This window comes from Pseudomonas sp. W2Oct36 (assembly GCF_041060465.1).
Taxonomy (GTDB): domain Bacteria; phylum Pseudomonadota; class Gammaproteobacteria; order Pseudomonadales; family Pseudomonadaceae; genus Aquipseudomonas; species Aquipseudomonas graminis_B.
Genome location: NZ_JAUERW010000001.1, coordinates 244,785 through 260,429 on the forward strand (window position 1 = coordinate 244,785; position 15,645 = coordinate 260,429).

The 15,645-nt window shown below is 55.0% G+C and carries 14 protein-coding genes and 1 pseudogene; 6 read left to right on the forward strand and 9 right to left on the reverse strand.

Going from position 1 to position 15,645, the window contains the following annotated elements:
• Positions 1-2 precede the first annotated feature (2 nt).
• The 4 genes and pseudogenes from QWI18_RS01105 to QWI18_RS01120 all read right to left on the reverse strand — a co-directional run bounded on the left by QWI18_RS01105 (position 3) and on the right by QWI18_RS01120 (position 3,175).
• Entirely contained in the window at positions 3-1,196 is a 1,194-nt protein-coding gene (locus tag QWI18_RS01105) for an HlyD family efflux transporter periplasmic adaptor subunit (RefSeq protein ID WP_369317949.1), read from the reverse strand.
• A pseudogene (locus QWI18_RS01110) lies at positions 1,196-2,488 on the reverse strand (efflux transporter outer membrane subunit); the annotation flags it as partial. The gene QWI18_RS01105 and the pseudogene QWI18_RS01110, both read right to left, overlap by 1 nt.
• Before the next feature lie 12 nt (positions 2,489-2,500).
• On the reverse strand, positions 2,501-2,665 hold the full coding sequence (locus QWI18_RS01115) for a hypothetical protein (RefSeq protein ID WP_369317950.1): 165 nt from the start codon (positions 2,663-2,665) through the stop codon (positions 2,501-2,503).
• Between the two features lie 84 nt (positions 2,666-2,749).
• Positions 2,750-3,175 (reverse strand): MarR family winged helix-turn-helix transcriptional regulator, encoded by a 426-nt coding sequence (locus tag QWI18_RS01120; protein ID WP_369317951.1) that lies wholly within the window; start codon positions 3,173-3,175, stop codon positions 2,750-2,752.
• A 431-nt stretch (positions 3,176-3,606) separates the two neighbouring features.
• Here QWI18_RS01120 and QWI18_RS01125 point away from each other — a divergent pair, with 431 nt between their 5' ends.
• Positions 3,607-4,524: a LysR substrate-binding domain-containing protein gene (locus QWI18_RS01125; RefSeq protein ID WP_369317952.1), complete on the forward strand. Its 918-nt coding sequence runs from the start codon at positions 3,607-3,609 to the stop codon at positions 4,522-4,524.
• Between the two features lie 443 nt (positions 4,525-4,967).
• On the opposite strand, the gene QWI18_RS01130 is transcribed toward QWI18_RS01125, so the two are convergent.
• Genes QWI18_RS01130 through QWI18_RS01140 form a run of 3 tightly spaced genes read right to left on the reverse strand, consistent with a single transcriptional unit; the run spans position 4,968 to position 8,703 of the window.
• Entirely contained in the window at positions 4,968-6,011 is a 1,044-nt protein-coding gene (locus QWI18_RS01130; protein ID WP_369317953.1) for a hypothetical protein, read from the reverse strand.
• A gap of 17 nt (positions 6,012-6,028) precedes the next feature.
• Positions 6,029-6,892, reverse strand: coding sequence for a TniB family NTP-binding protein (locus QWI18_RS01135; RefSeq protein ID WP_369317954.1), 864 nt, complete (start codon positions 6,890-6,892; stop codon positions 6,029-6,031).
• Positions 6,893-6,894: 2 nt separating this feature from the next.
• A complete protein-coding gene (locus QWI18_RS01140) occupies positions 6,895-8,703 on the reverse strand; it encodes a Mu transposase C-terminal domain-containing protein (protein WP_369317955.1) in 1,809 nt (602 codons plus the stop codon).
• Positions 8,704-9,772: 1,069 nt separating this feature from the next.
• Between QWI18_RS01140 and QWI18_RS01145 the strand changes: the two genes are divergently transcribed.
• Positions 9,773-10,129, forward strand: coding sequence for a hypothetical protein (locus QWI18_RS01145; protein WP_369317956.1), 357 nt, complete (start codon positions 9,773-9,775; stop codon positions 10,127-10,129).
• Between the two features lie 209 nt (positions 10,130-10,338).
• Here the strand turns inward: QWI18_RS01145 and QWI18_RS01150 are convergent, their stop codons facing one another.
• Positions 10,339-10,587: a CsbD family protein gene (locus QWI18_RS01150; protein WP_065991693.1), complete on the reverse strand. Its 249-nt coding sequence runs from the start codon at positions 10,585-10,587 to the stop codon at positions 10,339-10,341.
• 256 nt (positions 10,588-10,843) lie between these two features.
• Between QWI18_RS01150 and QWI18_RS01155 the strand changes: the two genes are divergently transcribed.
• Positions 10,844-11,470 (forward strand): glutathione S-transferase family protein, encoded by a 627-nt coding sequence (locus QWI18_RS01155; protein ID WP_369317957.1) that lies wholly within the window; start codon positions 10,844-10,846, stop codon positions 11,468-11,470.
• A 167-nt stretch (positions 11,471-11,637) separates the two neighbouring features.
• Positions 11,638-12,096, forward strand: coding sequence for a GNAT family N-acetyltransferase (locus tag QWI18_RS01160; RefSeq protein WP_192131590.1), 459 nt, complete (start codon positions 11,638-11,640; stop codon positions 12,094-12,096).
• A gap of 98 nt (positions 12,097-12,194) precedes the next feature.
• On the opposite strand, the gene QWI18_RS01165 is transcribed toward QWI18_RS01160, so the two are convergent.
• Positions 12,195-13,139 carry a LysR family transcriptional regulator gene (locus tag QWI18_RS01165; protein WP_065991691.1) on the reverse strand — a complete coding sequence of 315 codons (945 nt, stop codon included), beginning with the start codon at positions 13,137-13,139 and terminating at the stop codon, positions 12,195-12,197.
• Positions 13,140-13,242: 103 nt separating this feature from the next.
• On the opposite strand from QWI18_RS01165, the gene araD1 reads away from it, so the two are divergent.
• Both araD1 and QWI18_RS01175 read left to right on the forward strand, forming a co-directional pair.
• The gene (gene araD1, locus QWI18_RS01170) at positions 13,243-14,241 is read left to right on the forward strand and encodes an AraD1 family protein (protein ID WP_369317958.1); all 999 of its coding nucleotides are present in this window, start codon (positions 13,243-13,245) and stop codon (positions 14,239-14,241) included.
• A 69-nt stretch (positions 14,242-14,310) separates the two neighbouring features.
• On the forward strand, positions 14,311-15,630 hold the full coding sequence (locus tag QWI18_RS01175; RefSeq protein WP_369317959.1) for an MFS transporter: 1,320 nt from the start codon (positions 14,311-14,313) through the stop codon (positions 15,628-15,630).
• Positions 15,631-15,645 lie beyond the last annotated feature (15 nt).

Consider the following 15,645-nt stretch of genomic DNA (forward strand, 5'->3'; position numbering starts at 1 on the left):
TCCTAACGCCTGGCACTGCTGAGCGCAGGCGCCCGTTGGGCTCCCTCATTTTCAGTGATGACGCTTTCGACCAGCGCGTCGGCGTTTTTCAGTTCGTTATCAAACACTGCCGTGCTGTAAAGGTCCTCGCGGGGTACGTCCGCACGCAATACATCGCCGTCTTGCGCGCGGGTGTCCACCTTTACCCGCATGGAGATCCCCAGGCGCAACGGATTCCGGGCGATCTCCTGCGGGTCGAGCGCGATTTTCACTGGCACACGCTGAGTGACCTTGATCCAGTTTCCCGTCGCGTTTTGCGCCGGCAGCAGGGCAAAAGCGCTGCCGCTTCCTGCATCAAGACCGGCGACTGTTCCGTGAAAAACGACATCAGTGCCATAGGAGTCGGCTGTCAGCGTGACCGGCTGCCCGATGCGGATATGTTCAAGCTGCGATTCCTTGAAGTTCGCGTTGACCCACAAGTGATCCAGCGGCACCACCGTCATCAGGGCCACGCCCGGGCTGATGCGCTGGCCCACTTGCACGCTGCGCCTGGTGACGACGCCTGTCACGGGCGCCAGCACCACGGTGCGGTCCCGGGCGACAAAGGCATCGCGCAGATTGGCAGCGGCGGTCAGTACGTCCGGGTGCGACCGCAGCGTGGTGCCATCCACCATTGCCCTGCGCTGGGCCAGGGGCTGGCGGGTCGACGCCAACCCGGCAACGGCGTTTTTCAGAATATCTTCGGCGTGGCTGATCTCTTCACGGGACACGGCCCCGCTGGACGCCAGTTGCGCGCGCCGCTGCACATCCGCCCTGGCCTTGCCGACATCGTTGCTGCGCTGATCGACTTCCGCCTGCAGTTGCTCCACCTGGGAGTACTGAGTGCGCGCCATGCGGGTGGCCCTCGCCAACGCAGCTTTGCTGCGCTCGAACTGGATTTCGGCGTCCACCGGATTGAGCCGCACCACCGGGTCTCCAGCGCAGACGTAGTCAGTGTTGTCCGCGCCAATCCCCGTGACGGTGCCAGTGATCTGCGAGGTCACTTGAACGGCGTTGCCGTCCACATAAGCGTCTTCGGTGCGTTCATTGCCAACTTGATACCCGTACCACAGGGCCAACAGCGCAATGAGGATCAGACCGGCGCCGATAAAGACAACGGGGCCGGAGTGGCGAGATGCGGCGACAGGGACGCCGGACGCGGGAGATTGAGTGCTCATCATTTACTCGAAAGATCAGGTGTCAGAGCTGCGTTCGACGCAATGGCATCGGGACTGAAGCCGCCCCCCAGCGCCCGGCTCAGGCTGGCCTGGAGTGAAAGGCCTCGGGCGCGCAAGTCAACGAGTTGGCGTTGCTCGGCCAATGCAGCGTTTTGCGTGATCAGTACCTGGATATAGGTGGCAAGCCCGGCACCGTAGCGGCGATTGATCAGGTCGTAGGCATCATTGGCGGTCTGAACGGCCTGTTGTTGCTGGTCCACGCGTTCTTTCAGCCAGCGCAGAGAGGTCAGTTGATCGGCTATATCGTGGAGCGCGTCGATCAACGTCTGGTTGTAGCCTTCGACCGCAACGTCGTAAGCCGCATCCTGGCTGGCCAGATTGGCCCGTAGACGACCTCCGTCGAAAATCGGCAGGCTGATCGCCGGCCCGATCCCGAGCATCCGGCTGCTGCTGTCCTTGAAGTCGCCAAAGCCAAAGCTCTGCAAGCCCAGGGAGGCCGCCAGGTTGACGTTGGGATAAAAACCGGCCTTTGCCACGTCAATTTCATGCCCGGCTGCTTCGACTCTCCAGCGCTGGGCAACCACGTCGGGGCGCCGGCCAAGAAGCTCTGCGGGAAGACGGCTGGGTATCGAAAAAGGCTCGACCTCGCCGATGGCCGGCCTGCGGATGGAACGACCACGGTCCGGGCCTTCGCCCATCAACGCCGCCAGCCGGTTCTGGTCCAGCTCCACGGCCTCTCTGAGCGCGGAGAGGGTGGCTTTGCTGGCCGGAATACTCGCTTGAGCCTGTTTGATATCAACCTGGGAATCCAGCTCGGCGGCGAAGCGCCGGTGCGTGAGATCGAGGATCGACTGTTGCTGGGCGAGCACCTGCTCGGCCAGGACAATCTGATCGTAGTTTTTCTGCAATTCGATATACGCCTGCACCATCGCCGAGGAAATCATCAGCGTCGTCGCGTACCGGTCAACGTCGGCCGCCCGCTGACGGCCAATGGAGCCTTCCAGCGCAGCACGATTCTTGCCCCAGAAATCCAGCTCGTAACCCACGCCCAGCGAGGTCTGGTAGAGCGTCTGCCAGGTGCCTGAAACGCCGCCCGCTGTTCCGTTGGCACTGTATCGCTGTCGTGTATCGGAAAAACTGGCGTCTACCCGAGGCGCAAGCGCTACCTGGTTCAGGCCTGTCAGGGCCTGGGCCTGGCGGACCCGGGCGGCAGCGCTGGCCACCCCGGGATTACCTGCAAGCGCCTCGCGGACCATGTCATTGAGCTGCCGATCGCCAAACGCCGTCCACCAGGTTTGCTCGGGCTAATGGGCGTCAGATACCGGTGCCTCATCCAGGGTCTTTTTACTGCTGACCTTCAGGCCCTGCCACACCGAAGACTGGGGTTTCAGATCACTGTAGGAACATCCACTGAGGGCGACGGCGACCAGTGCGGTCAGAAACAGGCGGACGGGATGTTCGGTGATCAATCGTGTGGCTCCAACGAGAATTCGTTAAGGGGTTGCGTTCAGGCATTGGCGTTAAGCAGTGATGACCCGTGCTGCCCAACCTCGCTAACCTGCGGCGGACGATGGCCGGCCGGCGCACAGGGCCGACAGCAAGGGTTGTTCGGCAGACAAAGCCTCGACCGCCTTGTCCCAGGACGCTGAAACGGCCTTTGCCGCGTGCTGGTAGAGCACAGCGCCGTCAGGCGACAGGCGGATGGTAATAAATCGTCGGTCAGCGCCTTCCCGTCCTCTGCTCACCAGTCCGCGATGTTCCAGACTGTCCAGCACATTGGTCATGCCTGAAGACGTCAGATTGATCTTACGCCCGCATTCGGCCGGGGAACTGGCTCTGCCGGAAGCGACTGTTTCCAGCACCTGAAACTGCGCCACGGTCAGGTCGAAACGGGAGATCGCTGATTTGATCGTGTGTTCGAGCAAGCGATGAATCTTACCCACCGATCGGTAAATGTCGGCATAAGCGGGGGGCATCATTGGGGCGCTCATCATGGTCTGAAATGAATAGCGGTATCGACGTCAGCGATGGACTCACTGCCGCGTCACCAGGGTGGATTGAGTGCAAAGCAGCAAGTGCCGCCAATGGCAAAGGATGCTATCAGCATTTTTTTTCCGTACTCATTGGCAACGTCGATAACCGTTATCCCTCTTCCCGATGGGCTCGGGCGGGTCGAACACTTGCCGGCAATGCATGCAAGGCATGCCGGCAAGCACGATGCAAATGGCATCGATGGCCGGGAGCTCACTGCGCGCCGTGCACGGCAGCGCTCTGATTGCGCCCCCACCTTCGCGACGTGGACATGCCGGTTGTCCGCATACGCGCTGGCGCATGGATGCCGCCCTCCCTAGACTAGGCACCTTCAAATCATCAAGGGCACCCACTATGTCGGTCGTGGCGGATAAAGCTTATGAATCGCAATGAGCTGCGCAGGGCTGACATAAATCTGATGGTTGTGTTCGAAACCTTGATGCTGGAGCGCAATGTCACCCGGGCGGCAGAAAAACTGTTCCTCAGCCAGCCCACCATCAGCTCGGCGCTGAACCGGCTGCGCGGCCTCTTCAATGACCCGCTGTTCATCCGTGTGGGCAACCGGATGGAGCCTACGGCACGGGCCAGCGAGATCATTCATCATCTGTCTCCGGCGCTCGACGCGATGTCCGTCGCCTTGAGCCTGACCCGGGATTTCGATCCTGGCAGCAGCACCATGACGTTTCGAATCGGCCTGTCCGATGACGTCGAATACAGCCTGATGCCCGCGTTGCTGCAAGCGCTGCACGAGGAAGCGCCGAACGTGGTGATTGTCATCAAGCAGGTCAACGCGTGGAATATTTCCGAGCTGCTGGCCTCGGGCGAGATCACCGTGGGGGTCTGCATTACTAAAGACCTGCCTGCCAACGCCAAGCGAAAGCTGCTGAGAAACGTCGTGCCCATGGTGCTGCGCATCGATGTATCCGACACCCCGCTGACCCTGGATGAGTACTGCTCACGCCCCCATGTGGTCGTGTCCCATGTTGCGAACATTTCCAGCTTCGCCGACGAGTGGCTGGAGGCCGTCGGGCGCACGCGTAAGGCTGTGCTCTCAATTCCCCAGTACACAACCCTCCCCGCGCTCATGGCCGTCGGCAACATGCTGTGCAATATGCCGGACTACCTCGCGCTGGCGTTGAGTCAGACAGGTGCGTTGCACGCTGAACCCCTGCCCTTCGTCACGCCGACACTGGAATTGTCCATGTCCTGGTTAAGCGTTATGGACAGTGATCCGGCTGAGCGCTGGCTGCGCAGAAAACTTGAGCACGTTATGGGGACCAGAAAAGGCTCACCTTAACGGTTGCGTTGATGTTAGGTCTGATAGAGCAGTGTTATCCGATGTCAGTTTTTAGGCTCGGAATCAAATACATTGCGCGTAATAAGGTTAGCGCTGACGTGCTGTCAAGCGACTACATAGCGCGCACTGTTCAGCATGGGGCGAAACTGGCCGGCTAGTGGGCACTCGGGCAGCGCACAACCCGCGTTCGACATTAGTGACGAAAGCCGGCCGTCAGGGCGTATTGCTAGACGAAGTCATGGCTGTGACCGAACACTGCAGCATCAAAACACTGTCATGGATTACTTTCAAGTGGGCGCCTTGCACAATTGCCGTGCGACTGACTATTGCTTGTTCCTGAGGCCCGAAATGCAGCGAATCTTAGGATGCTAAACAAAGTTAATTTAGCGAAAGCGTCGAAATTTCAGCCTGTGGATGATTATTTCCTAGGGACTGGCGGCAATTCACAATGTCGGAGTTACGGCACCTAACCCGTGAAAAAATTCAAATGAGATTCCGGGCCTGACCCTTTCAAACCTTACGAGGTAGGCCCGAACTGCCTGCTCGAGGTTGCCTGCCGGCAGTAATTCCAGACCTCCCAAAAGGGACCTAAGCGTGTAGCAGTCTTCTACACTTGCACAACCAAACTGAATAGCCTGAAAAATATCAGGATTATAAGTACACCAATCTCTAAACCTAGCGCTTTTTGACATCATAAAATGGATATCCCGCTCATTAAGCACCTCTAATAGGTATCCCACGAGAACAAGACTACCAAATTTCGCCTTGATATTACTAAGCTCAGAACCGTACCTAACCCCCTCCACATAGTTGGGCAGAGTATGCCGAAGAGCGGGTCGATGGCCGCTAAATAGTTCATGTGCTTGACCATGGTTCCCATTGTAAACTGGTGCAAGCAGAAATATATCATATAAATGATCAAAAAGACTTTGCAGGCGTTCGCAGTTTGTTTTTTTCCAGGAGTGAATTCTGCGAATGAGGACAACTCGAAATCGCTGGAAGCTTTCATTCGACCAATCGGCGTCGTAATTGATTGGATGTGAACTTTGCACGAAAGCATCCCAAGAGCGAGTAAACTGTGGAGCAACAATAAGTCTTTGCAAGTCAACACAGTGAACCATGCATACTACCGAATCTTTATAACACCAACTTTTACGCCAGCCTGGCGCTTGCCCTGCGGAAATATCTGCCCTCATACACTGTACACAAAACCACCAGCGCCTACGCCACCCTACGACGCGGCCAGAACTCCTAAAAAAAATACAGCTTAGGTACTCGAATTTATAGGCAAACTCAGGGATGGTTTTGTGAAGCAAAACCACATTGGGATCAAAATCCCAGTCCTCACTTTCAATGAGAGCGCCTCCGCCAAATACAGTTGGTGCTAAAGGTATAAGCTTATCGTTGACCCATGGTCGAGACCGCGTTTTTAATGAAGATCTGAATATCCATGATGAAAGTGTTTCGTCATAAAAAATTTGGGTCATCCCACTTATAAACTTCATCAATACCCCCAAGGATTCGCTGACGCTGAGGATAAGTGAACAGCTTGAATTCGTTCCGACCCACTCTTGAGCGCATAGCAGCCAGCATGACGGATGAGCTCTATAACCTTATCCATTCGGCCTCCAGTTGAGGTAAGAATAGCGGAAACCATATCTCGATCATACAACCTCGAAGGCTCCTTTAATGGCATTAACTCCTCGACACCTAAAAGAAATGTCCGAAAGTGCTCATCCTCGCTCCAGTCTTTCAGTCTTACTTCCGTAAACCTGCGCTGAGTTTCGAGCGTCGCCGAAATAAAGCTACTAGACTTAAGCGTACCAAAGGCAAATAAACAAATTCCGTACCTTTCACCAAGAAACGTCTTCAACATTGAACTATTTATACGCTGCTCAACTTTTCCACACAATAATAGATCGTGTATTTCATCAATAACAATTCCCCAGACATTCCGTAGCTTTAGTATTTCCGACAATTCCCGAGGAATGAAACCGTTGGGACGGGTCCTATCTTGCGTCGGCGGGCAAGGTAATTCTAGTGACTTATAAATCTCCGATCTAAACTCTTTCTGCTTCAGTAGATCAGGATCTGCTGCCATATTTACAAATAGGAGGCCGTCGCTACGTTTGACGCGGAACTTGATCTGATTTACTATGGCAGTTTTACCAGATCCGCCGTTGCCTGTCACTAGCAGAGCGGGAGCCGTGATCCGCCTGGGCGCATCAGCGATATTATTCATAAGATGAAAAATGCTCTCGCTTGGCGAGTGATCTACCCACACGTCCTCTAGCATTAAGGAAATTCGCGTACTGATATCTAGATTTGCAGATCCTCTCCGATCTGACCTGATATGGTCGTACTCCATGCTCAATCTCCTCTCCGAAATGGTTTTGGCGAGGATGAATAGTCCGGAAGGTCTTTGGGGGCTTCGAGTGCAGTATCTGAGAATGGATACGCTTTTTCATATTCTAGGAGCGCAGCGGTTCTTTTTCTTGCTTTTTTAGTTAGCTTTATGCTGATCTCCTCAATATTTGCTGCTTCCCGATATGCCTGTGCCGCTTGCGGCTCCGCAAACGTTCCAGGCTGCAATCTTTCAGAAAAGAAAAGGGATGCCCTATGTTCTTCATAAGAAATATCAGGTAGCGTCATATCGGCGAAAGGGATTGCAACAAACTGCCCATTAAGTTGAACCCATAATTGTTTGAGCGAAAACGGGTCGTATTTCACAACAACTTTCTTTTCCCCCACATAAGAGTATAAGACCGGATCCCAATAGAATCTACCCTTGAATTCTATGCCGCGTGATCGTATGCACCTATATTCCTCAGGCATGAACCGAAGGCGGAATTGGTGCTCGTCAGAAATTTGCGGTGGGTATGGGGTTATACTATGGGGATTATAATATTCATTCCAGGCTTGCAGTGGAGACTTCGCTATTTCGCTGTGTACAGTCGAATGATACTCTATCACCTGCAAAGCGAACCATTTGGAAAACTCTGTAAATGTTTGGGTGGGTTTTTTTGACTTTGCCAGTCGTTTGCGCGCAACAGTGTTAGACATTGTGCTCCCACTCAATAAATGAACCTTGTTCATCATTGTTCCAATCAGCCGTTCGACATGGCCTCCATAATGCTTCTTTCCTAGCGGACGATGACCGTAGGTAATGTGTGAACGCTCCAGTGCCCTGAGGTATTTTGGGCTGCAATACTCCTTTGCATTATCCATGTACACCATTTCGGGCGGTCCGAATATCGGGTAGCTGTACTCTGACAAACCTAACCTACGAAAAAAATCTTCTTTTCGCATCACTGAATGTGTCAAGGCACATGCAACCGATAAAGAGCTGGGCGCATGAAGGCTGAGGTAGTAGCCAAGTATCACACGACTATATACATCGATAAATAATGTTAACCAAGGACGTCCAATCACCTCTTTACGATCGTCTGAAAGTACTTCCACATCTACTAATGTATGATCCGACTGCACCAACTCTAAGGGCCTTTTGGCATTGTACTTGCCAGGGCGACCATCATGCGTTTGGGATGCGATATCTCGCCCCGATTTCATACGAGTAATTTGTTTCGTTGAAAGAGAAGCCTCTATTCGAGCCTGGACCGTTTTGCGCGCCGGGCATTTCAGCCTGAGTAGATCGCAATTTGATTGCACTTCACGCCAGACTTGCGCAAACGAGACTCCTTCCTTGCGCTTAAATTTTGTTATAGCCTCGCTTATTGCTACTTCGATGTTGTCAACTAAATGTCTTGAACCTTTTTTATTACCACGGCGCTGCACAATCAAGGAACAATAGCCCAAACCCTCATCATATTTGCTCCTTAGCTTATAGATATGCGCAGGTGCAACACTGAGTTCCCCTGCCGCCTGCTCGACAGTAATTTTGCCTTGGACCAGTTTTGTTATCACAGCGAAGCGCTTAACTGCCTGATTTCGCTCCTGTTCAGTAGCTTGCGCATCGAGCGTTATCATGAGAAGAATATCTGGAGCTGCATCATTCTTTTCACTTTTCGCGATGAATTCTACTTCATCCAAACCAACGATCAGCTTTTCTCTTGTTGAAATTACAATTACTTCCACGGACGTTTCGTCCACAGCTCTTAATATTAATGAGAGTTTTCCCCGTGCAACAACCTGCAAACCTCTCTCGAGCTGAACATGCATAATCGACCTCCTCAACCGATAAAGTCCTGTATAGCCAAAAAATACGAGGCCCGACGCATTATTTTGATCAGCGTGCATCAGATCACTGAGAAAAACTGCACAACTCATTGAATTTCAAATAATTTTTATGATTTTATTAATTCGAAAATATTTTATACTTCGTGTATCCGTTACACGCCACAGGTCGAACAATGGTTTTTCATAGTCTTTGCAACGTGCCCCTGCATCGTGCGGGCGGACTTAGAAAACTCCAAGTAGGTCCTCAGATATGCTGGAGTACCCGCTTATCGCCTGATCTGAGCTAGACATGATCCAAATGAGCTTCCTACTTCGAATATGCGGTCAAGCGTGAGCAGACCCACTGCGAACGATCCCTCTCTGTGCTGGGTCAGGTGATGCCGTGGAGTCGCTTGCCGCTGTTGATCCAGACGTTCTGCGCTAAGGCTGATGGCGGAAACTTACCTGCTGGAAACAAGGCTTAGCATTCATTTCGGGTGATCAAGATCTAAAGCACGGCTCCGCTGACTACGTTGTTCGCGCTGTCAAACATATTGATGGATCGAAACATCTGATGGGATGGGCTAATCCACGCTTAACACGAAGAAAAGGCGCAAAAGCTCACCAAAAAAGACGGCATGGCTTTCTTAAAAAATTTATGTCGCGCGCTGCGAATTTTTGACTCGTCACTCAAGGATTCGAGACGATAGGAATATCAATAACAGCGCTTTACAGATTTTTGCTATGCATAAATGATAAAATCGTCTCGACTTGAAAACTTTCTATCATTTATCGCTCACTCTGCCAGTAACCAGTTGAAAAATTTGCCGTTTTATTAACAGCATCTATGGGTAACGCGTACAGCCTCACCCTTGTCATACCAACGTGCTCATAAGCAAAATGTCGATCAGCTCATAACGTCTTTCGCAAGGACCGGGCACGTATTCACGGATGGAGCATGAATCATGTCACTGCACAGCGCTGCCACAGCGCCATTGCCAAAAGCTAAATACAGTCTTGGCCGCGTCTTTAAATCGTTTCGACGCGACTTCGCCCGCTTGGTTACTCTCTCATGACGCTCACAGCCTGGATCACGGTCTTCCAATGGGGCTTGGGGATTGTCGGTGCACTTGTGCTGGTCCCTAACACCGCAATGCCGCCAGCATCAAAGAACGTGGACCACCCATCAAGATTCTGGCGAGTGTTCTTCAGGGTCATGGCCGTCTTGGCGAGCAACCTTTTCTCGTGGTTCGTTACATGTATCTTGATAATCCAGGTGTTCGGAGATCTCGATACCGGTGACATGCCCGAGGGCATCCGCGCCCTGCTGACGCTGATCCTTCCGCTGCCCTTGCTCTTGGTTTTCTATTGGCTGATCGTCAAAGCGGCGCGCAAGGCCGAACGCGATCGATCCAGGCCTTCACACTAGCTTTCGCTAACTGGCTTGATCGAACGGGCAAGGGAATAATTTGCTTATTGCTGCCGGGGGTAACACTCAACGCGCTCAAAAGAGACAGCGAATCAACAGAAGGTACCTAACCTCGCCTCCTTCAAGCTGCTGGTAGACAGTCCTTAAGGAGGCGGGGAAATGTAAACTCAAAGCGGGACGCCCCAGGCGGAGCTTCCCTTGCTCCTCACTCAGCGGCGGAAGAGACGGTCCAGAATCAGCAACGCAATTCCACCAATGGCAACCGCAGCGACTGGTTTTTCTTTAACAAACGCAGATACGCTCTCCATGGCATCGCCGTAGGCCTGGGTCAACTGACCAGAAGCCTGGCGACCGGTACCTTCCGCCTCCAGCTTCGAATCACCAAACAGTTTCCCAACTGCGCTCTGTGCTTTGCCGGCAACCTGCTCTACAACGCCTTCTACCTGTTCGCTCTTCATGATTCACCAAACCTTCGTGTGTGAGTGACCCAGGATCAGCCTGGGATTGGCGCAACGTGCGCAGAATTAGGGGACGGGCGCGGTGATTAGTTCAGCGAGGATGAGCCGATGGATTCCTCGCGAATTAGGTTTTGCATCATGCCCGAGGCGCCGCCTTCGGGACGGTGCTACTGACTGCTGATTTCGCAACCATTTAGAACCACAGTGGGCCACGACAGTCTGTCCTTACACACCTTTACATCTCATAGGTAGCTTCATGATCATCGTTCACCATCTCAATAATTCCCGCTCGCAGCGCATCCTCTGGCTACTCGAAGAGCTCGCCCTGCCCTACGAGATCAAGCACTACCAAAGAGACGCCAAGACCAACCTGGCGCCCCCTGAACTGAAAGCCATTAACCCGCTGGGCAAGTCACCGGTTATTCAGGACGGACCTCATGTGCTGATCGAGTCCGGTGCTATCGTCGATTATCTGATCCGCCGCCACGGCGATGGTCGCTTGCAGCCTGACCCGGCCACCGCGACCTATGACGAATACGTGCAATGGCTGCATTTCGCAGAAGGGTCGGCCATGCTGCCGCTGATGCTCAGCCTTTATGTCGGGCGTCTTGGGGACGCTGGCAAGCCGCTGCAGCCGCGAATTGAATCTGAACTGGCCAACTATCTAGGTTATCTGGAAACCGCGTTGAAACTTACCCCGTATTTGTTGGGTGAAGAAATCAGCGGCGCGGATATCCAAATGAGCTTTATTGGCGAGTTTGCAAAATCCCAAGGCATGCTGAACGACTACCCTAGCCTAGCCGCCTGGATCGACCGGTTCCAGGCGCGGCCGGCCTATATCAATGCGATCAAAAAAGGCGGTGATTACAAGTTCGCGGGCTGAGTGGTAAACACGCAGGCTTGGTAGGTCCTGCCCTGAAAAGCGTCTCCAAGCCTCCACTGATCACGTCAGCGCGATTCCCGGCTTTCAAACGCTTATGGTTGCCGCGCTTGGTTTCTACGACCTCACCTGCAGACACTAACAACCTGCTCATCTCGAGAATTAATCATATGTTCCAGACGGCCTTGCTGTGCCATCACATGGACTATAGCGACACATTCGCATCGTGGCTGCATGAACAGTTCGCGTATGAGTTCGCTGCACAGGCGCTCCATGATTGGCAGCGAGAATTCAAAGATGGCCAGAATGACGGGAACTGGCGAACTGTGATCGCTCTGGAAAATGGTCAGCTCCTCGGAGGGGCCGCCCTGGCCAAGCACGATTCGCCTGATTACCCAGAACTCGGGCCGTGGCTTGCGTGTGTCCTTGTTGCTCCGTCGGCAAGGCGGCGTGGCTTGGCCGAACAACTCATTACAGAGGTCTGCTCTAACGCGAAAGAAGTCGGACATCAGAAACTTTATTTGCACACACATGACCGACGTGACTATTACGCAAAGCGAGGATGGGAGTATCTAGAGTCATTTCAAGCTTGGGGCAAAGAGCATTCGCTGATGCAGCGCCGGCTTTAGGCCTACCCTGTACCGCACAGATGACACCGCTCAGCTTGCAAGCTGTTGCGACCGACCAAACGCCATCCTTCCAGGCTGATGCTTTATGGATGGCAAGCCTACTCATCCCTTGTTGAATCCAAACCCACCCCCGTCATCTCCTCAATCAGCAACACCATCGACGCCGTGTACTCCACATTCGATCGAGTCACGATTTCATAAGGCTCGCTGGTGGACTGAATCGTCAGCGGCAGTTTGACCAACATGCCGTGGTCCAGCGCCATCTGCGCGACGTCGTTCGGCATCACCGCCACCAGATTCGGATCCTTCAGCAACAACGACAACGTCGTAAACGTCGACGAGGTTTCGATCGCATAAAGCGGAAAGCTCAACCCCACCTGGCGAAACTCGCGCTCCAGCGTCAAGCGCATGGGCATGTTGACCGGGAACACCACCCAGCGGCTGTCCATCAAGTCGTCCAGTTGCAGCGTCGGCGCATGGGCCAGGCGATGCGCAGGATTGGCCACCACCACCAGCGGTTCCTGTGCCCGGAAGCGGGTTTGATAAGCGCCCGGACGTGGGCTCACGCTGGTTCGGCAGATCGCGACATCCACCCGTCCCTGATCCAGCAAGCTCAACAACCGCGAACTGGTGTCTTCGACGATGGAGATCGACAACTCCGGCTGTTTGTCGCGCAGTCGCGCCAGGCTGTCCACCAGCGTCGGCACGGCGCCCATGATGGTGCCGATGGCCAGGCGCCCGCCTTGGCCTTTGAGGATGCCGACCATTTCTTCGCGAAGGTGCTCAAGGTCGGTGTGAATCAGGCGGGCATAACGAATCACGCAGCGGCCAAGATCGTTGGCCTCCAGACCCTTGCTGGTGCGCTCGAAAAGGCTTGAACCGAACACGGTCTCGATTTCCTGCAATGCCTTGGTGGCGCCCGGTTGCGACAACGCCATGATCTCGGACGCCTTGCGCACCGAGCCATGCTCGTCGAGCGCTATCAATAGCCGCAGCTGCTTGAGTCGCAGACGAGACACCATGGATGAGAGGGACGGCAGCATGGGTATACCTAAAGGTTATCGCTTGGGTCGTAACTCTCATTAGGCAGCAGCAGGCTGGAAATTTAAAGTGACCTCAACGATAACAACACGTCGAGGCCTCACCATGCGTTTAATCCAGTTTGAAGATGCCACGGGTCAGCGCCGTGTCGGCGTGGTCGAGGGCGACTCGATTCAGGTGGTCAACGGTACAGCCAGCACCCGCACCCTGGCCCTCGCCGCCATTGCCAATGGCCACAGCCTGCAGCAGGAAGTACGAAGCGTGGGCACGGTACTAAGTGCTGACAGTTATACCCATCTGCTGGACACCGGCCGCGTCCTGCCGCCACTTGACCATGAAGACCCCGCTCACTGCCTGATCAGCGGCACCGGCCTGACTCACCTGGGAAGTGCTTCGACCCGCGACAAGATGCACCAGAAAAACGTCGACAGTCAGGATGCGCTGACGGACACCGCGCGGATGTTCCAGTGGGGGATCGATGGCGGCCGTCCGGCGGCCGGCACCGTGGGCGCTCAGCCAGAGTGGTTCTACAAGGGCGACGGTTCGATTGTGGTACGCCCGAACCAGCCGTTCCAGTCGCCGGGCTTCGCTGAAGATGCGGGCGAAGAGCCCGAGCTGACCGGCCTCTACGTCATCGGCCATGACGGCACGCCCTACCGCCTGGGCTTCGCCTTGGGCAACGAGTTCTCCGACCATGTCATGGAACGGCGCAATTACCTGTATCTGGCCCACTCCAAGCTGCGCAACTGCGCCTACGGGCCAGAGCTGCGCGTCGGTGAATTGCCACGGCACCTGGCGGGCACCAGCCGGATCTGGCGCGACGGCAACCTGTTATGGGAGAAAGAGTTTCTCAGCGGCGAGGACAACATGTGCCACAGCCTGGAGAACCTGGAGTATCACCACTTCAAGTACACCCAGTTCCTGCGCCCGGGCGATGTGCATGTGCACTTCTTCGGCACGGCCACCCTTTCGGTTGCAGACAACGTCAAAACTCAGCCGGGTGATCGGTTCGAGATCAGCATGGAGGAGTTCGGAAAACCCCTGTGCAACTCCTTCGAAGTCGTCGACTCAGCGTTCAATGTTGGAGAAACAAGATCGCTCTGACGGGTGAGGCCCTGCACCGGGCCCTTAGCAACGGATGCATTTCATAATAAACATAAGAGTGAGATGAACATGACCACTGGCAATGTACAGGTCGTCACGCCTGCTGCTTCCACGAGTGCCGCGAGCGCCCGCCCCACCACGGTGCGGTGGAGGATCTTCCTGCTCCTGCTGCTGCTCTCCGCCATCAACTACATCGACCGGGCTTCCTTGTCCGTTGCGCTGCCGCTGATCTCGGCTGACTTCAACATGACGCCGGCGCTGGAAGGTTTGATGCTCAGCGCGTTCTTCTGGTCGTATGCGCTCATGCAGATTCCTGGCGGCATGCTGCTCGACCGTTTTCAGACCCGCAATATCGTCGGCATTGCCACCATTGGTTGGGGCCTGTTTCAGGCGCTGGCGGGCGGCGCGCACAACTGGATCACCCTGCTGATCACGCGCATCGGGCTGGGCGTCGCAGAGTCGCCGATCATGCCGGCCGGGGCCAAGCTCAACGGTGCCTGGCTGACGCCCAATGAGCGCGGTCGCGGCGCAACCCTCGTCGATGGCGGCGCACCGCTGGGCACTGCACTGGGGGCCATCCTCATTGCGGGACTGATCACCTGGTTTGACTCCTGGCGGATCGCCTTCGTCATCGCCGGCGTGGGCACCATGGTCGTAGGCGTCTGGGCGTGGTGGTACATCAGAAACCACCCCAGTGAACACCCCAGGGTCAATGCGGCAGAGCTGGCGTACATCACTGACGCCAATGAGGCCGCCAGAAAAGCCACGGGCGGGAGCAAGGCGATCCTCAAGGAATTGCTCAAGAGCCGTTCCGTGCTGGCGATGTTCGCGGGCTTTGCTTGCTACAACAGTGTGTTTTACGGCCTGCTGACCTGGATGCCGAGCTACTTGCACCAGGCCCATAACCTGGACATCAAGGCCATGGGCGGCGCGACCTTTCTGATCTTCATGTGCGGGTTCATCGGCGAATTGTTTGGCGGCTGGGTGGCCGACAAATGGAAAGCCGCCGGCGGCCAACCCAACACCGTCATGCGCAGCATGTTCGCAGGCTCCGCGGCCATTGCCGCCATTTGCATTCTCGCTGTGGCTTATACCCGTAACGCCGTCGTTGTGATCTCGCTGCTGTGTGTCGCGCTGTTTTTCATTCGCTGGTGCGGCATGTACTGGTGCCTGCCCGCGATCCTCGGCGGCCAGTCCAAAGCCGGTGTGTTGGGCGGCAGCATGAACTTCTGCGGGAACATGGTCGGTGTGATTGTGCCCATCCTGATTGGCCTGATCGTGCAGTACACCGGCTCGTACTTCCTGGCGCTGATCTTCTTCGTCGTCATGGCGTCCGGTTTGATGCTGTTCTCCAGCCTGATTGATTACCGCGAGCGTGGATTGGCCTGACCTGCCCTGCTCTCC

Bases quoted from the DNA above. Each gene is read 5' to 3' on its own strand.
- QWI18_RS01105 (WP_369317949.1), bottom strand. From the start codon at position 1,196: ATGAGCACTCAATCTCCCGCGTCCGGCGTCCCTGTCGCCGCATCTCGC.
- QWI18_RS01120 (WP_369317951.1), bottom strand. From the start codon at position 3,175: ATGATGCCCCCCGCTTATGCCGACATTTACCGATCGGTGGGTAAGATT.
- QWI18_RS01125 (WP_369317952.1), top strand. From the start codon at position 3,607: ATGAATCGCAATGAGCTGCGCAGGGCTGACATAAATCTGATGGTTGTG.
- QWI18_RS01130 (WP_369317953.1), bottom strand. From the start codon at position 6,011: ATGACCCAAATTTTTTATGACGAAACACTTTCATCATGGATATTCAGA.
- QWI18_RS01135 (WP_369317954.1), bottom strand. From the start codon at position 6,892: ATGGAGTACGACCATATCAGGTCAGATCGGAGAGGATCTGCAAATCTA.
- QWI18_RS01140 (WP_369317955.1), bottom strand. From the start codon at position 8,703: ATGCATGTTCAGCTCGAGAGAGGTTTGCAGGTTGTTGCACGGGGAAAA.
- QWI18_RS01145 (WP_369317956.1), top strand. From the start codon at position 9,773: ATGACGCTCACAGCCTGGATCACGGTCTTCCAATGGGGCTTGGGGATT.
- QWI18_RS01150 (WP_065991693.1), bottom strand. From the start codon at position 10,587: ATGAAGAGCGAACAGGTAGAAGGCGTTGTAGAGCAGGTTGCCGGCAAA.
- QWI18_RS01155 (WP_369317957.1), top strand. From the start codon at position 10,844: ATGATCATCGTTCACCATCTCAATAATTCCCGCTCGCAGCGCATCCTC.
- QWI18_RS01160 (WP_192131590.1), top strand. From the start codon at position 11,638: ATGTTCCAGACGGCCTTGCTGTGCCATCACATGGACTATAGCGACACA.
- QWI18_RS01165 (WP_065991691.1), bottom strand. From the start codon at position 13,139: ATGCTGCCGTCCCTCTCATCCATGGTGTCTCGTCTGCGACTCAAGCAG.
- araD1 (WP_369317958.1), top strand. From the start codon at position 13,243: ATGCGTTTAATCCAGTTTGAAGATGCCACGGGTCAGCGCCGTGTCGGC.
- QWI18_RS01175 (WP_369317959.1), top strand. From the start codon at position 14,311: ATGACCACTGGCAATGTACAGGTCGTCACGCCTGCTGCTTCCACGAGT.